Origin of the sequence: Sanguibacter sp. Z1732, from assembly GCF_051020515.1 — a bacterium.
Taxonomy (GTDB): Bacteria; Actinomycetota; Actinomycetes; order Actinomycetales; family Beutenbergiaceae; genus CALKWS01.
Map to the genome: position 1 here is coordinate 765323 of NZ_CP194857.1, position 16915 is coordinate 782237.

Here is a 16915-nt window from a genome sequence, read left to right on the forward strand (position 1 = left end):
TTTGTCCGCCTCTCGGAGGAACCCGGTCCGCCCGCACGTACCTGGGGGATACAAGCCATGACTTACGGTGTGGAGATCACAGCACCGGTCCTCGAACGTCGGATCATCCAGCTCCGTGAGATCGTCGCCGATATCGACGAGATGCTGGACGGCTCGTGGTTCCTACCGGTCCGCCAGCACAGCGGCCGTTGGACGACCAACACGGCTGCCCAGCAGTTCGTGCAGACCTACCGGACCAGACTCACCGAGGCCGAGGACGCCCTGCGGAGTCTGCGCAGCCGCGTCCAGGACATGTCCGATGAACTGCGGGCGACCGCGGAGTCCTTCAACCTGCTCGAGGGCACCATCGAGAGTGAGTTGAACAACCTTGACGAGTTGCTCGGGGACGTCCCCGAGCGACGCGTGCCCGCCGGGGGCGGCCACCAGCACACGGTGGTATGACGGGAGGCCTGGAATGACCGACAACGTCGAGTGCCTGAAGATGTACCACGAGCGCACCGAGTCCACCCTCGACCTGATCCAGAAGGACGCCGACGAGGTGCGCACCTGGTCGGAGAACCTGCAGGAGATCGCCCAGCGGATCGGCCGGATCGGATCGGAGACCGGGATCGAGGGCCGCTCCGGGGCTGCGGCCTGGACGGCGATGAACACCTTGATCGGGGAACTCAACGGGGCCTCCGAGCAGATCGGTGCGATTCCGGTCGGCGCCGAACTCGCCCTCGGGGTCCTGCGCGACGGTGGTGTGCATTACGAGGCCCTGCCGCCCCGTGGCCTGGACGCCAACCAGCAGGACTCCGTCCGTATGCACCAGCAGCACGGCGAGCAGAACATCTACGTCGCCGAGCTCGGCAGGTCCGTGCCGCTCGGCGAAGCCACCTCCTTCTGGTGGGACCAGAAGGACGGGCTCCGCGAGCAGCAGGCGCGCGAGTCGATGACCGAACTGGACCGGCGGATGGCCGAGGCTGAGGCTGCACTGGTCCCGGTCGCCGACGTGCCCGCCTCCGGCGGTGGTTCCGGCGGCCCGGGCGGGCCCGGAGTGCCCGGCGTCCCGGACGGTTCCGGTTGGCCCGGAGACCAGGGGGAGCCCGGCACGCCCCCGCCGAGCAGCACCGCGCCCGGTGAGGGTGGTGGTCCGGGGCCCGGCATCAACTCCCCGCCCGGTGGGACCTCCACGCCCCCCGGCGGAAGCCACCCCTACCCGCCCCGGGGACGGGCCCGCAGCCCGGCACCCCGCCTCCCGGTGGGGTCAGTCCCGTGCCGCCCGGTGAGCTCGACCCGCCGGGTATCGGTCACCCGCCCGGGTACGGCCCAGGCGTCGAGCCGCCGGAGTACGGCACCGGCGGCCCTGGCCCCACCCCACCGGATACCTCGATCGATGGTCCCGGCGGTGGCATCGTGGGACCGGACGGCCCCGGCGCCGGGATTGGTGGCACCGGTGGTCCCGGTGCGGGAGGGGTCGGGGGCCCCGGTGCAGGGGCGTTCGGGGGTCCCGGCGCGATCGGTGCCGGCCTGGGCGTAGCGGGCGGCGCTGCCGGTGGTGCGCTCTCGGCGGCTGGCGGTGGCCCGAGAGCGGGCGGAACGCTCGGTGGTCCGAGAGCGGGCGGAACGCTCGGTGGTCCGAGAGCGGGCGGAACGCTCGGTGGTCCGAGAGCGGGCGGAACGCTCGGTGGTCCGAGAGCGGCCGGAACGCTCGGTGGTCCGGGTGCCGGTACTGCGGGGGCCGGCGGGCGGCCGATGGTCGGCGGCATGGTTCCCGGTGCTGCCGGTAGTGGCGGGCGGGGCGCTAGCACGCCCGGTGCCGGTCGCGGCCCAGGTGCCGGAGCCGGAGGGCGCGGTGCCGGTGGTGCCGGGCTGATGGGCGACCCCGGCGGCAAGGGTGAGAAGAAGAAGCGGCGCAATACCGCCCAAGGACTGCTGGCCGACTCCCTGGAGGAGGACGCCGCCACCGTGTCGCTGGGCACCGGCGCCGACGCCGGCTCCCGCGCGAGCGTGGCACCGGCCCCCGCACCCGACGATGAGAACGACGAGTGGTGACTGACGAAGGGTAAGTGCCCACGGGCACCCGCCCGGTGCGGGCCACCTCGCCGGTCCCTCATCCCCCCGCCGGGAGTAACCCGCACGCCGATCAGTAGTGCCGGCAGCACGATGAGGACTGTCGGCACGCGGTCAGGACCGCCAGCGCTGCACCGTGATGGAGCGTTCACCGGCCTCGATGCGACCGTCCTCGGGCACCGGTACCCGCGTGCCCGGGAACGCCCGTGTGGTGGTCCCGTCCGCGCTGACGACCACGGTGCCGTTCGCCGATCCGCGGTCCTGCACCCACAGTTCATCGGCGTCGATACCGAAGGCGGCGTGCGTGCGCGACAGCGAACGGCCGGGGTCATCCACGGCGACCAGGTGCGCGACTCGTTCACCGGGGCCGGCCTGCGGACGGCGCCCGATCAGTCCGTTTCCGCTGACCGTCACCGACACGCCGTCGTCCACGGTGAGCACGAAGACCGCACTGGCCCCGGAGTCGCGCACGTCCTCCAGGTCCGGCAGTTCGGTGGGGTGCAGGGTGCGCGGGTCTGCGGGAGTGGCTCCTGGCTGTGCGGGATCGAAGGTGTGCTCGGGCAGACCGGCCTGCGTGGACGCACCGGGCGCAGACCGGCCCGGGACCGGCGGGGGGAGCGGCGCAACCGGGCCAGCCTGTTCTGTCCCGGCGGTACCGGCACCGGCACCGCCGTACTGGTGCCCCGGCGTGCCCGGGAGATCGCCGCTCCAGGGGTGCGCGGGGGCGACCGCACCGGTCGGTGGCCCGGGCAGCCCCTGACCCTGCGGGAGGTCAGCGACCGGGCCCGCCGGTCCCGGCGCGCTGTGCTGCCCGTCGGGCGCCGCGTCCGGTCCGGGAGGTGGCGGTCCTCCCGCTGCTGGCACCTGACCAGCCGGGGGCGCAGCCGGCGCCTGCGGGACGGGTCCGCCGGGAGGGGGACCGTATGAGTGCGGGCCCGCACCACCGGATCCTTGTCCGTAACCGGCAGCGGGGGGCAGCTGACCAGAGGGCACCGCCGCAGGGTGAGGGTGTCCAGCGCCCTGACCTCCGGCATAGCCGGATGCGCCGGAGCCGTACGGGCCGGGCGGGGCGGGTGGGACGGCGGGTGCGTATCGGGGCGCCGGTGCCTTCCGGTGGGCATCGGGACGCACGTTCACCACCCGGGTGCCCGCCACGCGGTCGTGCCAGGCCTGGCCCCTTCCCGCGCGGTCCAGCACCGTGGTGGCGATCAGGAGGAACTGACCCACCAGGACCACCGCGTGGGAGGCTCCGAGCAGCAGTGAGCGCACCATGCCGCGGCGTAGGCCGGGGGCGTAGTCCGACCGGGCCTGTGCGGCACGGACACCGAGTAGGTGCTTGCCCAGGGTGCGGCCGGATCGCGCTTCCCAGACCGCCAGCCCCAGGGCCGCCTCCAGCAGCAGCACCGCCCCGAGCAGCACACTTCCGGTGGGCAGGTAGGCCGCCGCGGTCACCGCGCCGACCGCGGCCAGGTCGATGCCGTGGGCAAGAATGCGCCGGCCCGGACCGCATGCCGGCAAGGGGGCTGCGGCACGACCCCTGTTCACCTGCGGCGCGGACGCCATCTGCACGCTCATTCGCACTAACCCCTGTCCTGCTCGCTGGTGTGGAGTCTAATGCCGCTACCGGGCAGTCAACGTCTGCAATCCCTCCACCGCACCGGCCGCCAGCAACGCCGCCGGGAGCACCAGCCCCACCGTGATCGCCTCGAGGATGTCGCCCATCCTGGAAAAGCGCACGGAGCGGTACCCGCGGGCCAGCGGAACCGCCAGGAACGCGAACCCCACCGCAGCCACGATCAACACGAGTCCCCAGGCCAGCGCGTCGGGGAACCTGTGCACCCCCACCGCCAACTGGACCAACACGCTGAACAGGGCCAGACGCGGGGGGAGTTTGTCCGCCGGCCGCCGGAAGGAGCGTGGAGCCAACGTCAGGAACAGCACCAGCAACGCCACCAGGGCCACCGTGCCCCAGCCGCGCAGACCGCCGGGTTCGTAACCGGCCAGCACCACCGGGATCATCGCGGCCACCAGCACACTCGCCGAGATCATCCCGGCACGCTCCCGGTGCTCGGCCTGACGGATCCGCCGGGAGACGTGGTCGATGCGCACTCGCGCCGGGGAACGCGGCAGCACTCCCCGCACCGACATCGCGGTCCGGGCCAGGAAGGGCATGTCCAGCGCCTGCTCCTCCGGGATGTCCAACGCCGCGCTCGGCATCGACCGGATCATCAGGGGGGCCGCGCCGAGGATGAGCGCAGGCACCACATAGGCAGGAAGGTCCAGCAGCAGCGCCAGGGCGAACAGGGCCGCGACCGCCGTCCATACCCCGGCCAGCACCGCGGCGATCCCGTGGGAGGGGGCCATCTCGCGCCGGCTGACGGCGTATCGCAGCACCGCCAGCACCGAGGCGCTGAGCAGCGCCAGCACCAGACCCAGGCGCAGCGCCCCGTACTGTCCGGGCTCGGCGACCAGGAACCCCGACGCGAAACCGAACACCGGGGCCAGCACCGTCTCATCCAGCAGCCCATGGTCGGCCCGGCCGCTCAGGTCACCGGTTGCGGCGCCGTCGGATCGCCCCGGTTCCCGCGCCGGGGGGCCGTCGGGCCCCGCCCCGCTGCGGGCGGCACCAGCGTCCAGTGGCAGCCGGCGGACGGCGAGCAGCACCCCGGTTGCGCCGAGCAGAACCGGGGCGCCCACCCCCAACCAACGGGGGTACGGCGCAGCCCCGGCGAGCAGGTTCGCCGCATGGGAGGCCACGATCACCGCGCACAGCGCGAGCCCGAGCCCGCACACGACCCAACCGGCCAGACCGGCCGGCAACCGCCGGAACCGGGAGGGCGTATCGGCGGCGCGCCCGGGCCGGTCAGGCGTGGTGCGGTCGTCGGCGACCACACTGAGCACGGCGCCGTCGGAGATCTCATCCGCGATCGGGGCCTGCAGGTCGATCTCGGTACCGGCGGTCGAGGTGACCATCGTGGCCTCGGCGTCGATCCCGGCGCTGTGCAGGATATCGGCCAGGCGGGCCTCGGGCGTCACGGCCAGGTCCAACCTGCCCGACCCGGTCAGCAGCGCCACGCGCAGCAACGCCGTCGACGTACTCACCTGACCCCCCACTCAGCGCTGGACATGCCTGAAACCGGCCGTTCCCATACTAGTCTTGACCGAGGTTGTCCCGAGGGGATGGAGGTCGTGACGGTGACTGCACAAGCAGAGCGCCTCAGCCCGCCCAAGGCACCCACCGGACACCTCCAGCAGCTCCCCCCCCACCGGAACTGATCAAGCCCGAAGGTGCCTCGAACACGCTGATGACGGCGTTGCCGATGGTCGGGTCGATGGGCTCGATCGCGATGATCTCCTTCAGCCAGGGAACCGGCAATCGGATCTACCTGATGGGTGGGATGTTCCTGTTCATGGCGTTGTCCATGGTGGGAATGAACATCTGGCGGCAGAAGAGCCAGCACGCCCGCGAGGTCACCGACATGCGGCGGGAGTACCTGGCCTACCTGGCCGAGATGCGCGCCACGGTCCGTTCCGCCGCCCGCCGGCAGCGCCGGTTCCTGCAATGGTTCCTGCCCGAACCCGATGCGCTGGTGATGCTCGCCGAGGACCGCACCCGGGTCTGGGAACGGGACAGCGGCGACGCCGATCTGCTCCGGGTGCGCGTGGGCCGCTCCACCCAGCCCCTGGCGATGACGCTGGAGGCACCGCAGAGTTCACCGGTGTCCCAACTCGACCCGGTCGCCGCCAGCGCCGCGCACAGGTTCCTACTCACCCACGCCGAGCAGCCGGGTCTACCGGACTCGATCGACCTGCGCGATGTCGCGCGGGTGCAGATCGCCGGGGACGAACAGAGCGCACGCGCCCAGGCCAGGGCGATGCTCATGCATCTGGCCACGTTCGTCGAGCCTGCGCAACTGCAGATCGCGGTGGTGGCCGCCGCGGCGGTGCAAGCCGACTGGGAGTGGGTCAAGTGGCTGCCGCACGCCCAGTCCGGGGCCGAGCGCGACGGTGTGGGGGCGGCCCGGATGGTGGGTGAGTCCCTGGCGGAGGTGGAGTCCCTGCTGCCCGCGGGACTGCCGGATCGCCCCCGGTTCCAGCGCGGTGGTGCCACGGCCGAACCGCACGTGGTGATCGTGCTCGACGGCGGGCACGTCCCGGCCGGTAACGCCCTCATCACCGAGGAGGGGGTCAGCGGGATCACGGTGCTGGAACTGCCGGAGACCTGGGAGGAACTGACCGACTGGAACACGTTGCGGTTGCTGCTGCACCCCCGGATCGCCAGCGGCCCCGATCGTGGACGGGTGCCGTTGCAGGTGCTGCACCGGGGCCACCCGCCGGTGCGGGGCCTGGCCGATGAGATGTCCATCCCGCAGGCCGAGGCCACCGCTCGCCGACTGATGCCGATGCTGGTCTCCGGCGGGGAGGAGTCCACCTCCAAACAGGCGGTCTCGGCCGAACTGACCGATCTGCTCGGCCAACCCGACGTACGCGACTTCGACCCGAAGGTGGCCTGGAAACCACGCCTGCCCCGCGACCGGCTCCGGGTGCCGATCGGCCTGACCAGCCACGGGCAGCCGCTGGCCCTGGACATCAAGGAGTCGGCGCAGCAGGGAATGGGCCCGCACGGCTTGCTGATCGGAGCCACCGGTTCGGGCAAGTCCGAGGTGCTGCGCACCATGGTGCTGGCCCTGGCGATGACGCACTCCTCCGAGGACCTGAACTTCGTGCTGGTGGACTTCAAGGGTGGGGCCACCTTCGCCGGCATGGCGGACATGCCGCACGTCTCGGCGATCATCACCAACCTCGGCGAGGAGCTGACGCTGGTGGATCGCATGCAGGACGCCCTCAAGGGTGAGATGGTGCGCCGTCAGGAACTGCTGCGCTCGGCGGGCAACTTCGCGAATGTGGCCGACTACGAGAAGGCTCGCAAGGGTGGGCGCACCGACCTGGAGCCGCTGCCCGCGCTGCTGATCGTGGCCGACGAGTTCTCCGAGTTGTTGGCCGCCAAACCCGAGTTCACCGAACTGTTCGTGGCGATCGGCCGGCTGGGGCGGTCGCTGCAGATGCACATGCTGCTGTCCACCCAGAGGCTGGAGGAGGGCCGCCTGCGGGGCCTGGAGTCGCACCTGTCCTACCGGATCGGGCTGAAGACGTTCTCCGGGGCGGACTCCCGGGCGGTGATCGGGGTGCCCGACGCGTTCGAACTACCCGGCGGCGGCGGCCACGGGTTCCTCAAGCCCGACGCCTCCACCCTGATCCAGTTCAGGGCCGCGTACGTGTCCGCGCCGCCGAAGACCCGACGGCGGGGGGCCGGGCGGGCGCGCACCGCGGCGGCACCCCAGCAGATCCGGTTGGAGCCCTACACCGCTGCGCCGGTGTTGCTGCCCGAGACCCAGGACGAACCCGAACCGGTCGGAAGCAACGAGCCGGAGGAGAAGCGCGTCACGTTCGACATCGCGGTGCAACGGATGAAGGGGCAGGGCCCCCCGGCCCACCAGGTGTGGTTGCCGCCGCTGGTGACCCCCTCCACCTACGACCAGATGATGCCGGATCTGACCACCGACGCCGACCTCGGCCTCATCTCGCCGTCCTGGCGCAACTCCGGTGCGCTGACCTTCCCGCTGGGCATCGTGGACCGCCCACTGGAACAGCGCCGGGACACCCTGTCCATCTCCCTGTCCGGTGCCGGTGGCCACATGGCGATCGTGGGCGGGCCGCGCAGTGGTAAGTCCACCGTGGCCCGCAGCGTGCTGACCGGGTTGGCGCTGACGCACAGCCCGCTGGAAGTGCAGTTCTTCGTAATGGACTTCGGGGGCGGGACGTTCACCCCGATGGCCGGCATGGCGCACGTGGCCGGAGTGGCCACCCGGTCCGAACCGGACGTGGTGCGCCGGATCCTGGCCGAGATCGTCGGGCTCGTCAACGACCGGGAGGTGTACTTCCGGGAGAACGGGATCGACTCGATGGAGACCTACCGGCAACGCCGCCGCCAGGGCCGGGCCGACGACGGCTACGGGGACATCTTCCTCATCGTGGACGGCTGGCCGACCCTGCGATCGGAGTTCGACGGGCTGGAGATGGAGATCCAGGCGGTCGCGGCCCGGGGGTTGACCTTCGGCATGCACCTGGTCGCCGCGACCGGGCGCTGGATGGATTTCCGCACCCAGGTCAAGGACCTGTTCGGCACCCGGGTGGAGCTGCGACTGGGTGATCCGATGGATTCGGAGTTCGATCGCCGGGTGGCCCAGAACGTGCCGAGGAACCGGCCCGGTCGCGGGTTGGTGGTGAGCAAGCATCACGTGCTGACTCCGCTGCCCCGGATCGACGGTTCCGGGGACGCCGAGACCCTCGGGGAAGGCGTGGAACAACTCATCGCCCGGGTGAACCAGGCCTGGACCGGGCCCCGGGCGCCGAAGTTGCGGCTGCTACCGGAGGTGATCACCGCCGAGGAGGTCCTGGATCTGGCCGGTGAGACCGAGCGTGCCAAGATCCTGCTCGGCATCGACGAGGCCGCCCTGGCACCGGTCGCTTTCGACCCGCGCAGCGACTCCCACCTGTACCTGTTCGGCGACTCCGGTTCGGGCAAGTCCTCGTTCCTGCGCGGGGTGGCCAAGGAGGTTCAGCGCCTGCATACCCCGAAGGAGGCGCAGATCTTCGTGGTGGACTTCCGCCGCTCGATGCTCGCGGAGATCCCCGAGGAGTACCTGGCCGGGTACTTCACCACCGCAGAGCAGGCGACGGAGGAGCTGGCCGCGGTGGCGCAGTACCTGCGGACCCGGCTGCCCGGCCCGGACGTGACCCCCGCACAGTTGCGGGCACGATCCTGGTGGAGCGGCGCGGAGGTGTACGTGCTGGTGGACGACTACGACCTGGTCGCGACCTCGAGCGGGAACCCGGTGGCCTCCCTGCAACCGCTGCTGGCGCAAGCCTCCGACGTGGGCCTGCACCTGATCCTGACCCGGCGTACCGGTGGTGCCAGCAGGGCGATGTTCGAGCCGATCATCCAGTCCCTGAAGGACCTGGCCGCCCCCGGGGTGGTGCTCTCGGGCAGCAAGGACGAGGGGGCCCTGATCGGTACCGCCAAGCCCCAGCCCGGCCCGCCCGGTCGTGGCCAGTTGGTCACCCGGGCAAAGGGCGTCCAGGTGGTCCAACTCTCCCACAACCCTTCCCAGCACTGAGCCGGGAAGTCCCAGCACTGAGCCGGGAACGGCACTGCGGCGACGGGTCAGCCCGGGTAGCCGGCTCAGACCATATGAGGGTGGTGGGGTTCTGAGTCTTGACGGGTCCAGGGCCTCACGGTGCAGATTCGTGGATCATCCCCCAGAGTGGCTGGGGGTGCCGACATGCAGCGGAGGCCCTGGTGTTCAGTGAGGTTACGGCGATTGGGTTGGATGTGCACGCGCGTAGCGTGCGAGCGGCGGCGTTGGACACCTCGACCGGTGAGTTGATCGAGGTGGGGCTACCTGCGGATGGCGGGCAGGTCACCGAGTGGGTGGCAGGTATCGCGGCTGGTCATGGGCTGGTGCACGCAGCGTACGAGGCGGGCCCGACGGGTTTCGGGCTCGCCCGGAAGCTGATCGCGGCGGGGGTGCCGGTCACGGTCGCGGCGCCATCGAAGATCCTGCGTCCCGCCGGGGAACGGGTCAAGACCGACAAGCGCGACGCGCTGCTTCTGGCGCGGTTGCTGCGGATGGAGGAGCTGGTGGCGGTGCGCGTCCCGACGGTGGCCGAGGAGGCCGCCCGGGACCTGGTGCGTGCCCGTGATGACGCCCGGGTGGAGTTGATGGCTGCCAGGCACCGGCAGGGCAAGCTGCTGCTGCGCCGCGGGATCGTCTACGACCAGGGCAAGGCGGCCTGGACCGGGGTTCACGACGCGTGGCTGCGGCGGGTCCGCCGGGAGGGGCTCGAGGATGCCGGGGCCGGGACTCTGGCGGCGTTCGACGCCGCCTACGACGCGGTCACCACGATCGGTGCCCGCCGGGACCGCCTCGACCGCGAGATCCTCACCGCGGCCGCGGACAGCGAGTTCACCGCGACCACTCGCCGGCTGGGCTGCCTGCGCGGGATCTCCACCCTGACCGGGTTCGCCCTCGCGGTGGAGATCGGCGACTGGCACCGGTTCACCGGCCGCACCATCGCCTCCTACCTCGGCCTGGTGCCCAGTGAGCACTCCTCGGGCGGCACCCGACACCTGGGCGCGATCACCAAGACCGGCAAAACCCACGCCCGCCGGCTGCTGATCGAGGCCGCCTGGCACCACAAGAGCGACTACCGGCCCGGGAAGACCATGCGGGACCGGTGGGCCCTGGCGCCCGCCACCGTGGCCGCGCGCGGCGACGCCGGCAACCGGCGACTGCACCACCGCTGGCAGGTCCTGACCAGCCACAAGAAGAAGCACACCATCGCCAACACCGCGATCGCCCGCGAACTCGCCGGCTGGTGCTGGTCCCTGGCCACCATGGACTAGCCACCCGAAAGCTCGTTCGCCGGCCACCGGGCCGGGGAGCATGCAGCGTGAGGAGCGCACCAGCGATTCGCCTGTGAGCAGCCGGCACCCGCCGGCCACGCTCGACCTCAGACACGCTCGGACGCTCTCGCCGGAACACGGTCATGCGGTAACCAACCCGCGCATATCAGACTGACCACGCGTCACCAGACACGCCGCACCCCGACCCGCCCCCAGCGAACGACGAAGCGCCGCCAGACACGGCCAGTCCGGCGGCGCTTCACCCTGCCCACTTGACAAACAAGCCCCCCCACATATCAGGCGAGGCGGTCCACCAGCAGGGTGGCGAAGGTCTCCAGGGCCCGCCGGGCGGTGGAGTCCGCGACCGGCTCCAGGTCGGCGACCGCGTCGGCAGCCCACCGCCGGGCCAGGACGCGCACCTCCTCGGTCACCTCGTGGGTACGCAGCCGCTGTACCACCTCATCGAGGGCGTCGTCGTCGGAGAGGTCACCCTGCAGTGCGGTCAGGATCGCCCGGCCCTCGGCGTCCAGGCCTTCCCCTCTGGCCTGGAGTAGCAGGACCGGCATCGTGGCCACACCCTCGCGCAGGTCCGTGCCCGGAATCTTCCCGGTGGTGGCGGCGTCCGCGGACAGGTCGATCACGTCGTCGGCGAGCTGGAACGCCACCCCGACCTTCTCCCCGTATGCCACGGCGGCGGCCTGCACCTGCTCGTCGGCGCCGGAGAAGTAGGTGCCGTACCGGGCCGCAGCCGCGATCAACGATCCGGTCTTGTCCGCCAGCACGCCCAGGTAGTGCTCGATCGGGTCCTGGCCCTCCCGCGGGCCGAGGGTCTCGTGCATCTGGCCCAGTACCAGCCGTTCAAAGGCGTCGGCCTGGATCCGCACCGCAACCGGGCCGAGTTCGGAGACCAGCCGGGACGCGCGGGCGAACAGCAGGTCCCCGGTCAGGATCGCCATCGTGTTGCCCCACACCTCGTGGGCGCTCGGGGCACCGCGGCGCAGCGGTGCGGAGTCCATCACGTCATCGTGGTAGAGCGTGGCCAGGTGCGTGAGTTCGGTGGCCAGCGCGGCCTGCCGGACGCGGTCGTCGACGCCCTTTCCCAGTAGCGAGGTCAACAGCACCAGCGCGGGGCGCATCCGCTTCCCGCCGGCGGCGATCAGGTGCTCCGAGGCCTGCTCGATCAGTGGCTCGTTGTACTGAGCCATCTCGATCAGCCGCTCCTCGATGGCGGCCAGCTCGGCCCCGATCGTGGCGTCCACGTCGGGATCGCCGAGCGGGAGGGGTGTGGTGGTCACAGTAGGAACATAGCGGCGTCGCCCAGCACGTCCAGCACCGGTCCGGGCAGCACACCCAACAGGACCGTCCCCACCGCGGCGATCCCGACGGCCACCACCGTCATTCCCTCGCTGGGCACGACCACGGTGCTACGCCCGGTCTCCGGGCCCGGGTCGGTGAAGAACATCGCCACGATCAACCGGACGTAGAAGAACGCCGCGGCCGCGCTGGCCAGCACCGCGATCACCACCAGCGGCCACGCCCCACCGGCGACGGCGGCGTAGAACACGGTGAACTTGCCGATGAACCCACCCGTCAGCGGGATGCCGGCGTAGGACAGCAGGAACAGGCCCATGCTCGCGGCCAACCACGGATTGGTGCGCCCCAGCCCGGCCCACTGGTTCATCGAGAGGGCCTCACCGGTCACGTTGCCGTCCGCATCACGCTCGCGCACCAGGGTCACCAGGGCGAAGGCGCCGACGGTGGCCAGGCCGTAGGCCAGCAGGTAGAACAACACCGCCGGTACGGCGTAGGCGTCCAGCGCGATGACGCCCAGCAGCAGGAACCCGGCGTGCGCCACGGAGGAGTAGGCGAGCATCCGCTTGACGTCGCTCTGCACCAACGCCAGCACGGTGCCCAGCACCATGGTGGCGATCGCGACCGCCCAGAGCATCGGTCCCAGGTCCCAGGCCAGCCCCGGCGCCACGACGTAGACCAGGCGCATCATGATCATGAGCGCGGCGATCTTCGTGCAGGCGGCCATGAATCCGGTAACCGGGGTGGGCGCGCCCTGGTACACGTCCGGCACCCAGTTGTGGAAGGGCACCGCGCCGATCTTGAACAGCAGCCCCACCAGCACCAGGGTGATCCCGGCCAGGAGGAATCCGTCCATACCCGCCATCGCCGGAACCGCTGCAGCGATCTCGTCCAGGCGCAACGACCCGGAGTAGCCGTACAGCAGGGCGATACCCATCAGCACGAAGGCTGTGGCGAAGGCACCGAGCAGGAAGTACTTCAGGGCCGCTTCCTGGGACAGCAGCCGACGCCGACGGGCCAGCCCGGCGAGCAGGTACAGCGGCAGTGACAGCACTTCCAGGGCGATGAACAGCGTCAGCAGCGTGCCCGAGGACGGGAAGACCAGCATCCCGGTCACCGCCAGCAACGTCAGCGGGAACACCTCGGTCTGCACCAGACCCTTGGTCCGGGTGAGTGCTTCGTACCGGCTGCCGGGGGCCGCGGATGCGGAGGCGGTGAAGGCGTCCTCACCACCGGCGCGGTCGGCCATCACCAGCACACCGACCAGTGCGCACACCAGCAGCACCGCCTGGGTGGCCAGGGCCGGGCCGTCCTCGATGACCGCGCCACCGATGAGCTCACTGGGGCCGGTGGCCTGGACGACACTCCAGCGCCAGCCCACCGCCACCAGCGCCGCACCGAGCGAACCGATCGCCAGCACCACCTGCACGACCCGGCGGACCTTGCGGGGCAGGAACCCCTCCAGCAGCACGCCGAGCACGGCGGCGCCGAACACGATCAGGACCGGGGTGATCCCGCCCCACTGCACGACCGGCGGTTCGAAGGGGTTCATCAGGCGCTCCCGAGGATCGAGGCGAACGAATCAGCGACGCCGGACAACAGGTCCAGCACCGGGGCGGGATACACGCCCAGGAACACGATGGCCAGGCCCAGGGGCACCAGCAGCCACTTCTCCCGAGCCACCAGGTCGCTCAGGCCGGCCCGCGCCGGCAGCCCGAGGGTCCGGCCCGCGGGCGGTCCGGGAATCGGGCCGGTGAACACGCGCTGGTAGGCCATCAGGATGTACAGCGCAGCCAGGACCACACCGATCACCGCTGCGGCACCCCAGGCCGGGTGTGCCTCGTAGCTGCCGATCAGCACCAGGTACTCGGGGATGAACCCGCTCAGTCCCGGCAGGGCCAAGGTGCTCAGCCCGGCGAACAGGAAGGTACCGGCCAGGACCGGGGTGACGCGCTGCATCCCGGAGTAGGTCCGCATGTCCGCGCTGTAGCCGCGCTGGATGAGGAACCCGGCGATGAGGAACATCGCGGCTGTGGACAGCCCGTGCGCGAGCATGTAGAGCATCGAACCGACCATGGCGGTCTGGGTGCCGGCGAAGATGCCCAGCACGATGAACCCGAAGTGGGACACCGAGGTGAAGGCGATCATCCGCATCAGGTCGTTCTGCCCCAGGGCCAGCAACGCGCCGTAAATGATCGAGATCACCGCCAGCACCATGATCACCGGCGCCGCCTGGGCGGCTGCACCGGGGAAAATCGGCAGCAGGATCGCGATCATCCCGAAGGTCCCGACCTTGTCGAGTACACCGACCAGCAGGGTGGAGGTGCCCGGTGTCGCCTGCGCGGCCGAGTCAGGCAGCCACGTGTGCACCGGCACCATCGGCGCCTTGACGGCGAAGGCCACGAAGAAGGACAGGAAGACCCACATGCCCATCGTCGGGTTGTCCGCGAAGACGTCGGAGAGGTTGTCCATCCGCATCCCCTCGGCGTCACCCCAGGTCTGGGCGAAGACCACGACCAACCCGGCGAGCATGATCAGCCCACCGGCCAGGGAGTAGATGAGGAACTTCACCGCCGCCGCACGGCGGTCGGGGCCACCGAAGACGCCGATCAGGAAGTACACCGGGATCAGCATCGCCTCGAAGGCGAGATAGAACAGGAACAGGTCACGCGCGGCGAACACCAGCACCATCAGCGCGAGCAGGATCAGGATCAGGCCGACGAACGTGGCCTGCCGGCTCTCCAGCGCCTCGGTGTCGACCGCATCCCCGGTCGCCTCGACGGAGTCGCCGCCGGAAGTGGTCACGGCCACCCGTTCGGGTGCGCGTACCTCGTTCCAGGCGGCCACCAGCACGATGGGCACCAGCAGGGCCGCCAGCAGCACCAGGGACAGGCCCATCCCGTTCACGCCGACGTCGTAACTGATCCCCAGCGCCGGGATCCACGAGGCGGTGGTGCTCATCTGCACCTGGTCGGCCGAGCCGACATCGAAGCCGGTGGCCATCACCACCCCACCCCCGAGCACCGCCAGGCTGACCACCAGGCCGATCGGGCGGGCGATCCGGCGCAGCGGCTTGAGCAGCCACACCGCCACACCTGCCACCGCCGGCACGGCGATCATCGCCGTCAGCCAGGGGAAGTCTTCAAGTCCGAACATGTATCTTCCTCCGGCTCAGACTCGCGTGGCGAGGACGAGGACAAGGACCACGATCACACCGATCGTCATGGTGACGGCGTAACTGCGCGCGTAACCGCTCTGCAACCGTCGCAGCCACTGCCCCAGCCCGGTGGTGTCGCCGGCAAGGCGGTGCACCGCACCGTCGATGACGTCCCGGTCGGTCGCCACCAAGGTGCGGGTCAGGGCCTGGCCGGGGCGCATCGCCAGGGTCTCGTTGATCGCGTCGCCGTACAGGTCTGCCCGGGCCGCGCGGGTGAGCACCGAACCCTCCGGCGCCTCGAGCGGGACGTCCCGGGCACCGAACTGCAACCAGGCGACCGCCACACCGACCGCGACCAGCACCAGGGTGAGCGTGATCAGCAGCCATACCGGCAGCACCGGCTCCAGGTGACCCGGGTCGGAGGTCACGGGCGCCAGGAACTCCAGGAACGGCACGCCCTGGTACAGCACCAGGCCCAGGCCCACCGACCCAGCGGCCAGGATGATCATCGGCACCGTCATCAGCGCACCGGACTCGTGCGGCTTGCGCTCGGGGCCCGGGCCGTCCTGCCCGGGCGCGTGCCAGCGACCCTTGCCGTGGAAGGTCATGAAGTACAACCGGGACATGTAGAAGGCGGTGATCCCGGCCCCGAGCAACGTCACGATGCCGAAGACCCAGGGCTGCCAGCCCGATCCGGTGAACGCAGCCTCGATGATCTTGTCCTTGGACCAGAAGCCGGAGAACGGCGGGATGCCGAGAATGGCCAGCCAGCCCAGCGCGAAGGTGGCCCAGGTGATCTTCATCGAGGTGCGCAACGCACCGAAGTGACGCATGTTCACGTCGTCGTTCATGCCGTGCATGACCGACCCGGCGCCCAGGAACAGCCCGGCCTTGAAGAATCCGTGCGTGATGAGGTGGAAGATCGCGAACGCGTACCCGACCGGGCCCAGTCCGGCCGCCAGCATCATGTACCCGATCTGGGACATCGTGGAGGCCGCCAGGACCTTCTTGATGTCGTCCTTGGCACAACCGACGATCGCTCCGAAGAGCAGCGTGGCGGCACCCACGATGACCACGACGAGTTGGGCGACGGGGGCGGCCTCGAAGATCGCCCCGGAGCGCACGATCAGGTACACACCGGCAGTGACCATGGTGGCGGCGTGAATCAACGCCGACACCGGGGTGGGGCCGGCCATCGCGTCCCCGAGCCAGGCCTGCAGCGGAACCTGTGCGGACTTGCCGCAAGCGCCCAGCAGCAGCAGCAGCCCGATCGCGGTCAGCACACCCTCGTTGGCGCCCTCCACGGCGCCGAAGACCGTCTCATAGTCCACCGAGCCGAAGGTGGCGAACATCGCCATCATCGCCACCAGGAGGCCCATGTCACCCACGCGGTTCATCACGAAGGCCTTCTTCGCCGCGACCGCGTACTCGGTGCGGGCGTTCCAGAAGCCGATGAGCAGGTAGGAGGCCAGGCCCACGCCCTCCCAGCCCACGAAGAGCAGGGCGAAGGAGTCCCCGAGGACCAGCAGCAGCATCGCGGCGATGAACAGGTTCAGGTAGGCGAAGAAGCGCCGCCGATCGGGGTCGGCGGCCATGTAGCCCACCGAGTAGATGTGGATCAGGGTGCCCACGAACGTGATCAGCAGGGCGAAGGTCACCGAGAGCGGGTCGACCAGCAACCCGGCCTGCACGGTGAAGTCCCCGGCGTTGATCCAGTCGAACAGGTGCACGCGGGTACTGCGCTCGGTCGCCGAGGCGCCCAGCATCTCCGCCAGCATCCAGATCGCCAACACCGCCGGAACCGCTGAGGACAGCACGCCCAACCAGTGACCCCAGCCGTCGGACCGGCGCCCCAGGAGCAGCAGCACAGTGGAACTGACCAGCGGGATCGCCACCAGCAGCCAGGCAAGGTTCAGAATGTCCACGCC

12 protein-coding genes are annotated in these 16915 nt (G+C 70.6%); 6 read left to right on the forward strand and 6 right to left on the reverse strand.

Features of this window, described 5'->3' with window-relative positions:
• The first annotated feature begins 57 nt into the window (after window positions 1-57).
• From ACRRRO_RS04250 to ACRRRO_RS04265, 4 genes are read left to right on the forward strand one after another with little or no spacing between them, the layout of a single operon-like run.
• Complete coding sequence (locus tag ACRRRO_RS04250; protein ID WP_424796492.1) at window positions 58-441, forward strand: hypothetical protein; 384 nt, start codon at window positions 58-60, stop codon at window positions 439-441.
• A 13-nt stretch (window positions 442-454) separates the two neighbouring features.
• Complete coding sequence (locus ACRRRO_RS04255) at window positions 455-1519, forward strand: hypothetical protein (RefSeq protein WP_434081118.1); 1065 nt, start codon at window positions 455-457, stop codon at window positions 1517-1519.
• A gap of 15 nt (window positions 1520-1534) precedes the next feature.
• Window positions 1535-1855 (forward strand): hypothetical protein, encoded by a 321-nt coding sequence (locus tag ACRRRO_RS04260; RefSeq protein ID WP_434081119.1) that lies wholly within the window; start codon window positions 1535-1537, stop codon window positions 1853-1855.
• A complete protein-coding gene (locus ACRRRO_RS04265) occupies window positions 1855-2034 on the forward strand; it encodes a hypothetical protein (RefSeq protein WP_434081120.1) in 180 nt (59 codons plus the stop codon). The genes ACRRRO_RS04260 and ACRRRO_RS04265 overlap by 1 nt, the downstream gene beginning before the upstream one ends.
• Before the next feature lie 132 nt (window positions 2035-2166).
• Here the strand turns inward: ACRRRO_RS04265 and ACRRRO_RS04270 are convergent, their stop codons facing one another.
• Both ACRRRO_RS04270 and ACRRRO_RS04275 read right to left on the reverse strand, forming a co-directional pair.
• Window positions 2167-3615 (reverse strand): RDD family protein, encoded by a 1449-nt coding sequence (locus ACRRRO_RS04270; protein ID WP_434081121.1) that lies wholly within the window; start codon window positions 3613-3615, stop codon window positions 2167-2169.
• A gap of 57 nt (window positions 3616-3672) precedes the next feature.
• Complete coding sequence (locus ACRRRO_RS04275) at window positions 3673-5154, reverse strand: hypothetical protein (RefSeq protein ID WP_424796495.1); 1482 nt, start codon at window positions 5152-5154, stop codon at window positions 3673-3675.
• Between the two features lie 203 nt (window positions 5155-5357).
• Between ACRRRO_RS04275 and eccCa the strand changes: the two genes are divergently transcribed.
• Complete coding sequence (eccCa, locus tag ACRRRO_RS04280) at window positions 5358-9230, forward strand: type VII secretion protein EccCa (RefSeq protein WP_434081122.1); 3873 nt, start codon at window positions 5358-5360, stop codon at window positions 9228-9230.
• Window positions 9231-9412: 182 nt separating this feature from the next.
• Window positions 9413-10519 (forward strand): IS110 family transposase, encoded by a 1107-nt coding sequence (locus ACRRRO_RS04285; protein WP_424796497.1) that lies wholly within the window; start codon window positions 9413-9415, stop codon window positions 10517-10519.
• Between the two features lie 296 nt (window positions 10520-10815).
• On the opposite strand, the gene ACRRRO_RS04290 is transcribed toward ACRRRO_RS04285, so the two are convergent.
• Genes ACRRRO_RS04290 through nuoL form a run of 4 tightly spaced genes read right to left on the reverse strand, consistent with a single transcriptional unit; the run spans window position 10816 to window position 16906 of the window.
• A complete protein-coding gene (locus ACRRRO_RS04290; protein WP_424796498.1) occupies window positions 10816-11814 on the reverse strand; it encodes a polyprenyl synthetase family protein in 999 nt (332 codons plus the stop codon).
• Window positions 11811-13382, reverse strand: a complete 1572-nt coding sequence (gene nuoN / locus ACRRRO_RS04295; RefSeq protein WP_424796499.1) for an NADH-quinone oxidoreductase subunit NuoN — start codon at window positions 13380-13382, stop codon at window positions 11811-11813. The genes ACRRRO_RS04290 and nuoN overlap by 4 nt, the downstream gene beginning before the upstream one ends.
• Window positions 13382-14986, reverse strand: coding sequence for an NADH-quinone oxidoreductase subunit M (locus tag ACRRRO_RS04300; protein WP_424786347.1), 1605 nt, complete (start codon window positions 14984-14986; stop codon window positions 13382-13384). Before ACRRRO_RS04300 ends, nuoN begins: the two co-directional genes overlap by 1 nt.
• A gap of 15 nt (window positions 14987-15001) precedes the next feature.
• Window positions 15002-16906 (reverse strand): NADH-quinone oxidoreductase subunit L, encoded by a 1905-nt coding sequence (nuoL, locus tag ACRRRO_RS04305; RefSeq protein ID WP_424796655.1) that lies wholly within the window; start codon window positions 16904-16906, stop codon window positions 15002-15004.
• Between the last annotated feature and the right edge of the window lie 9 nt (window positions 16907-16915).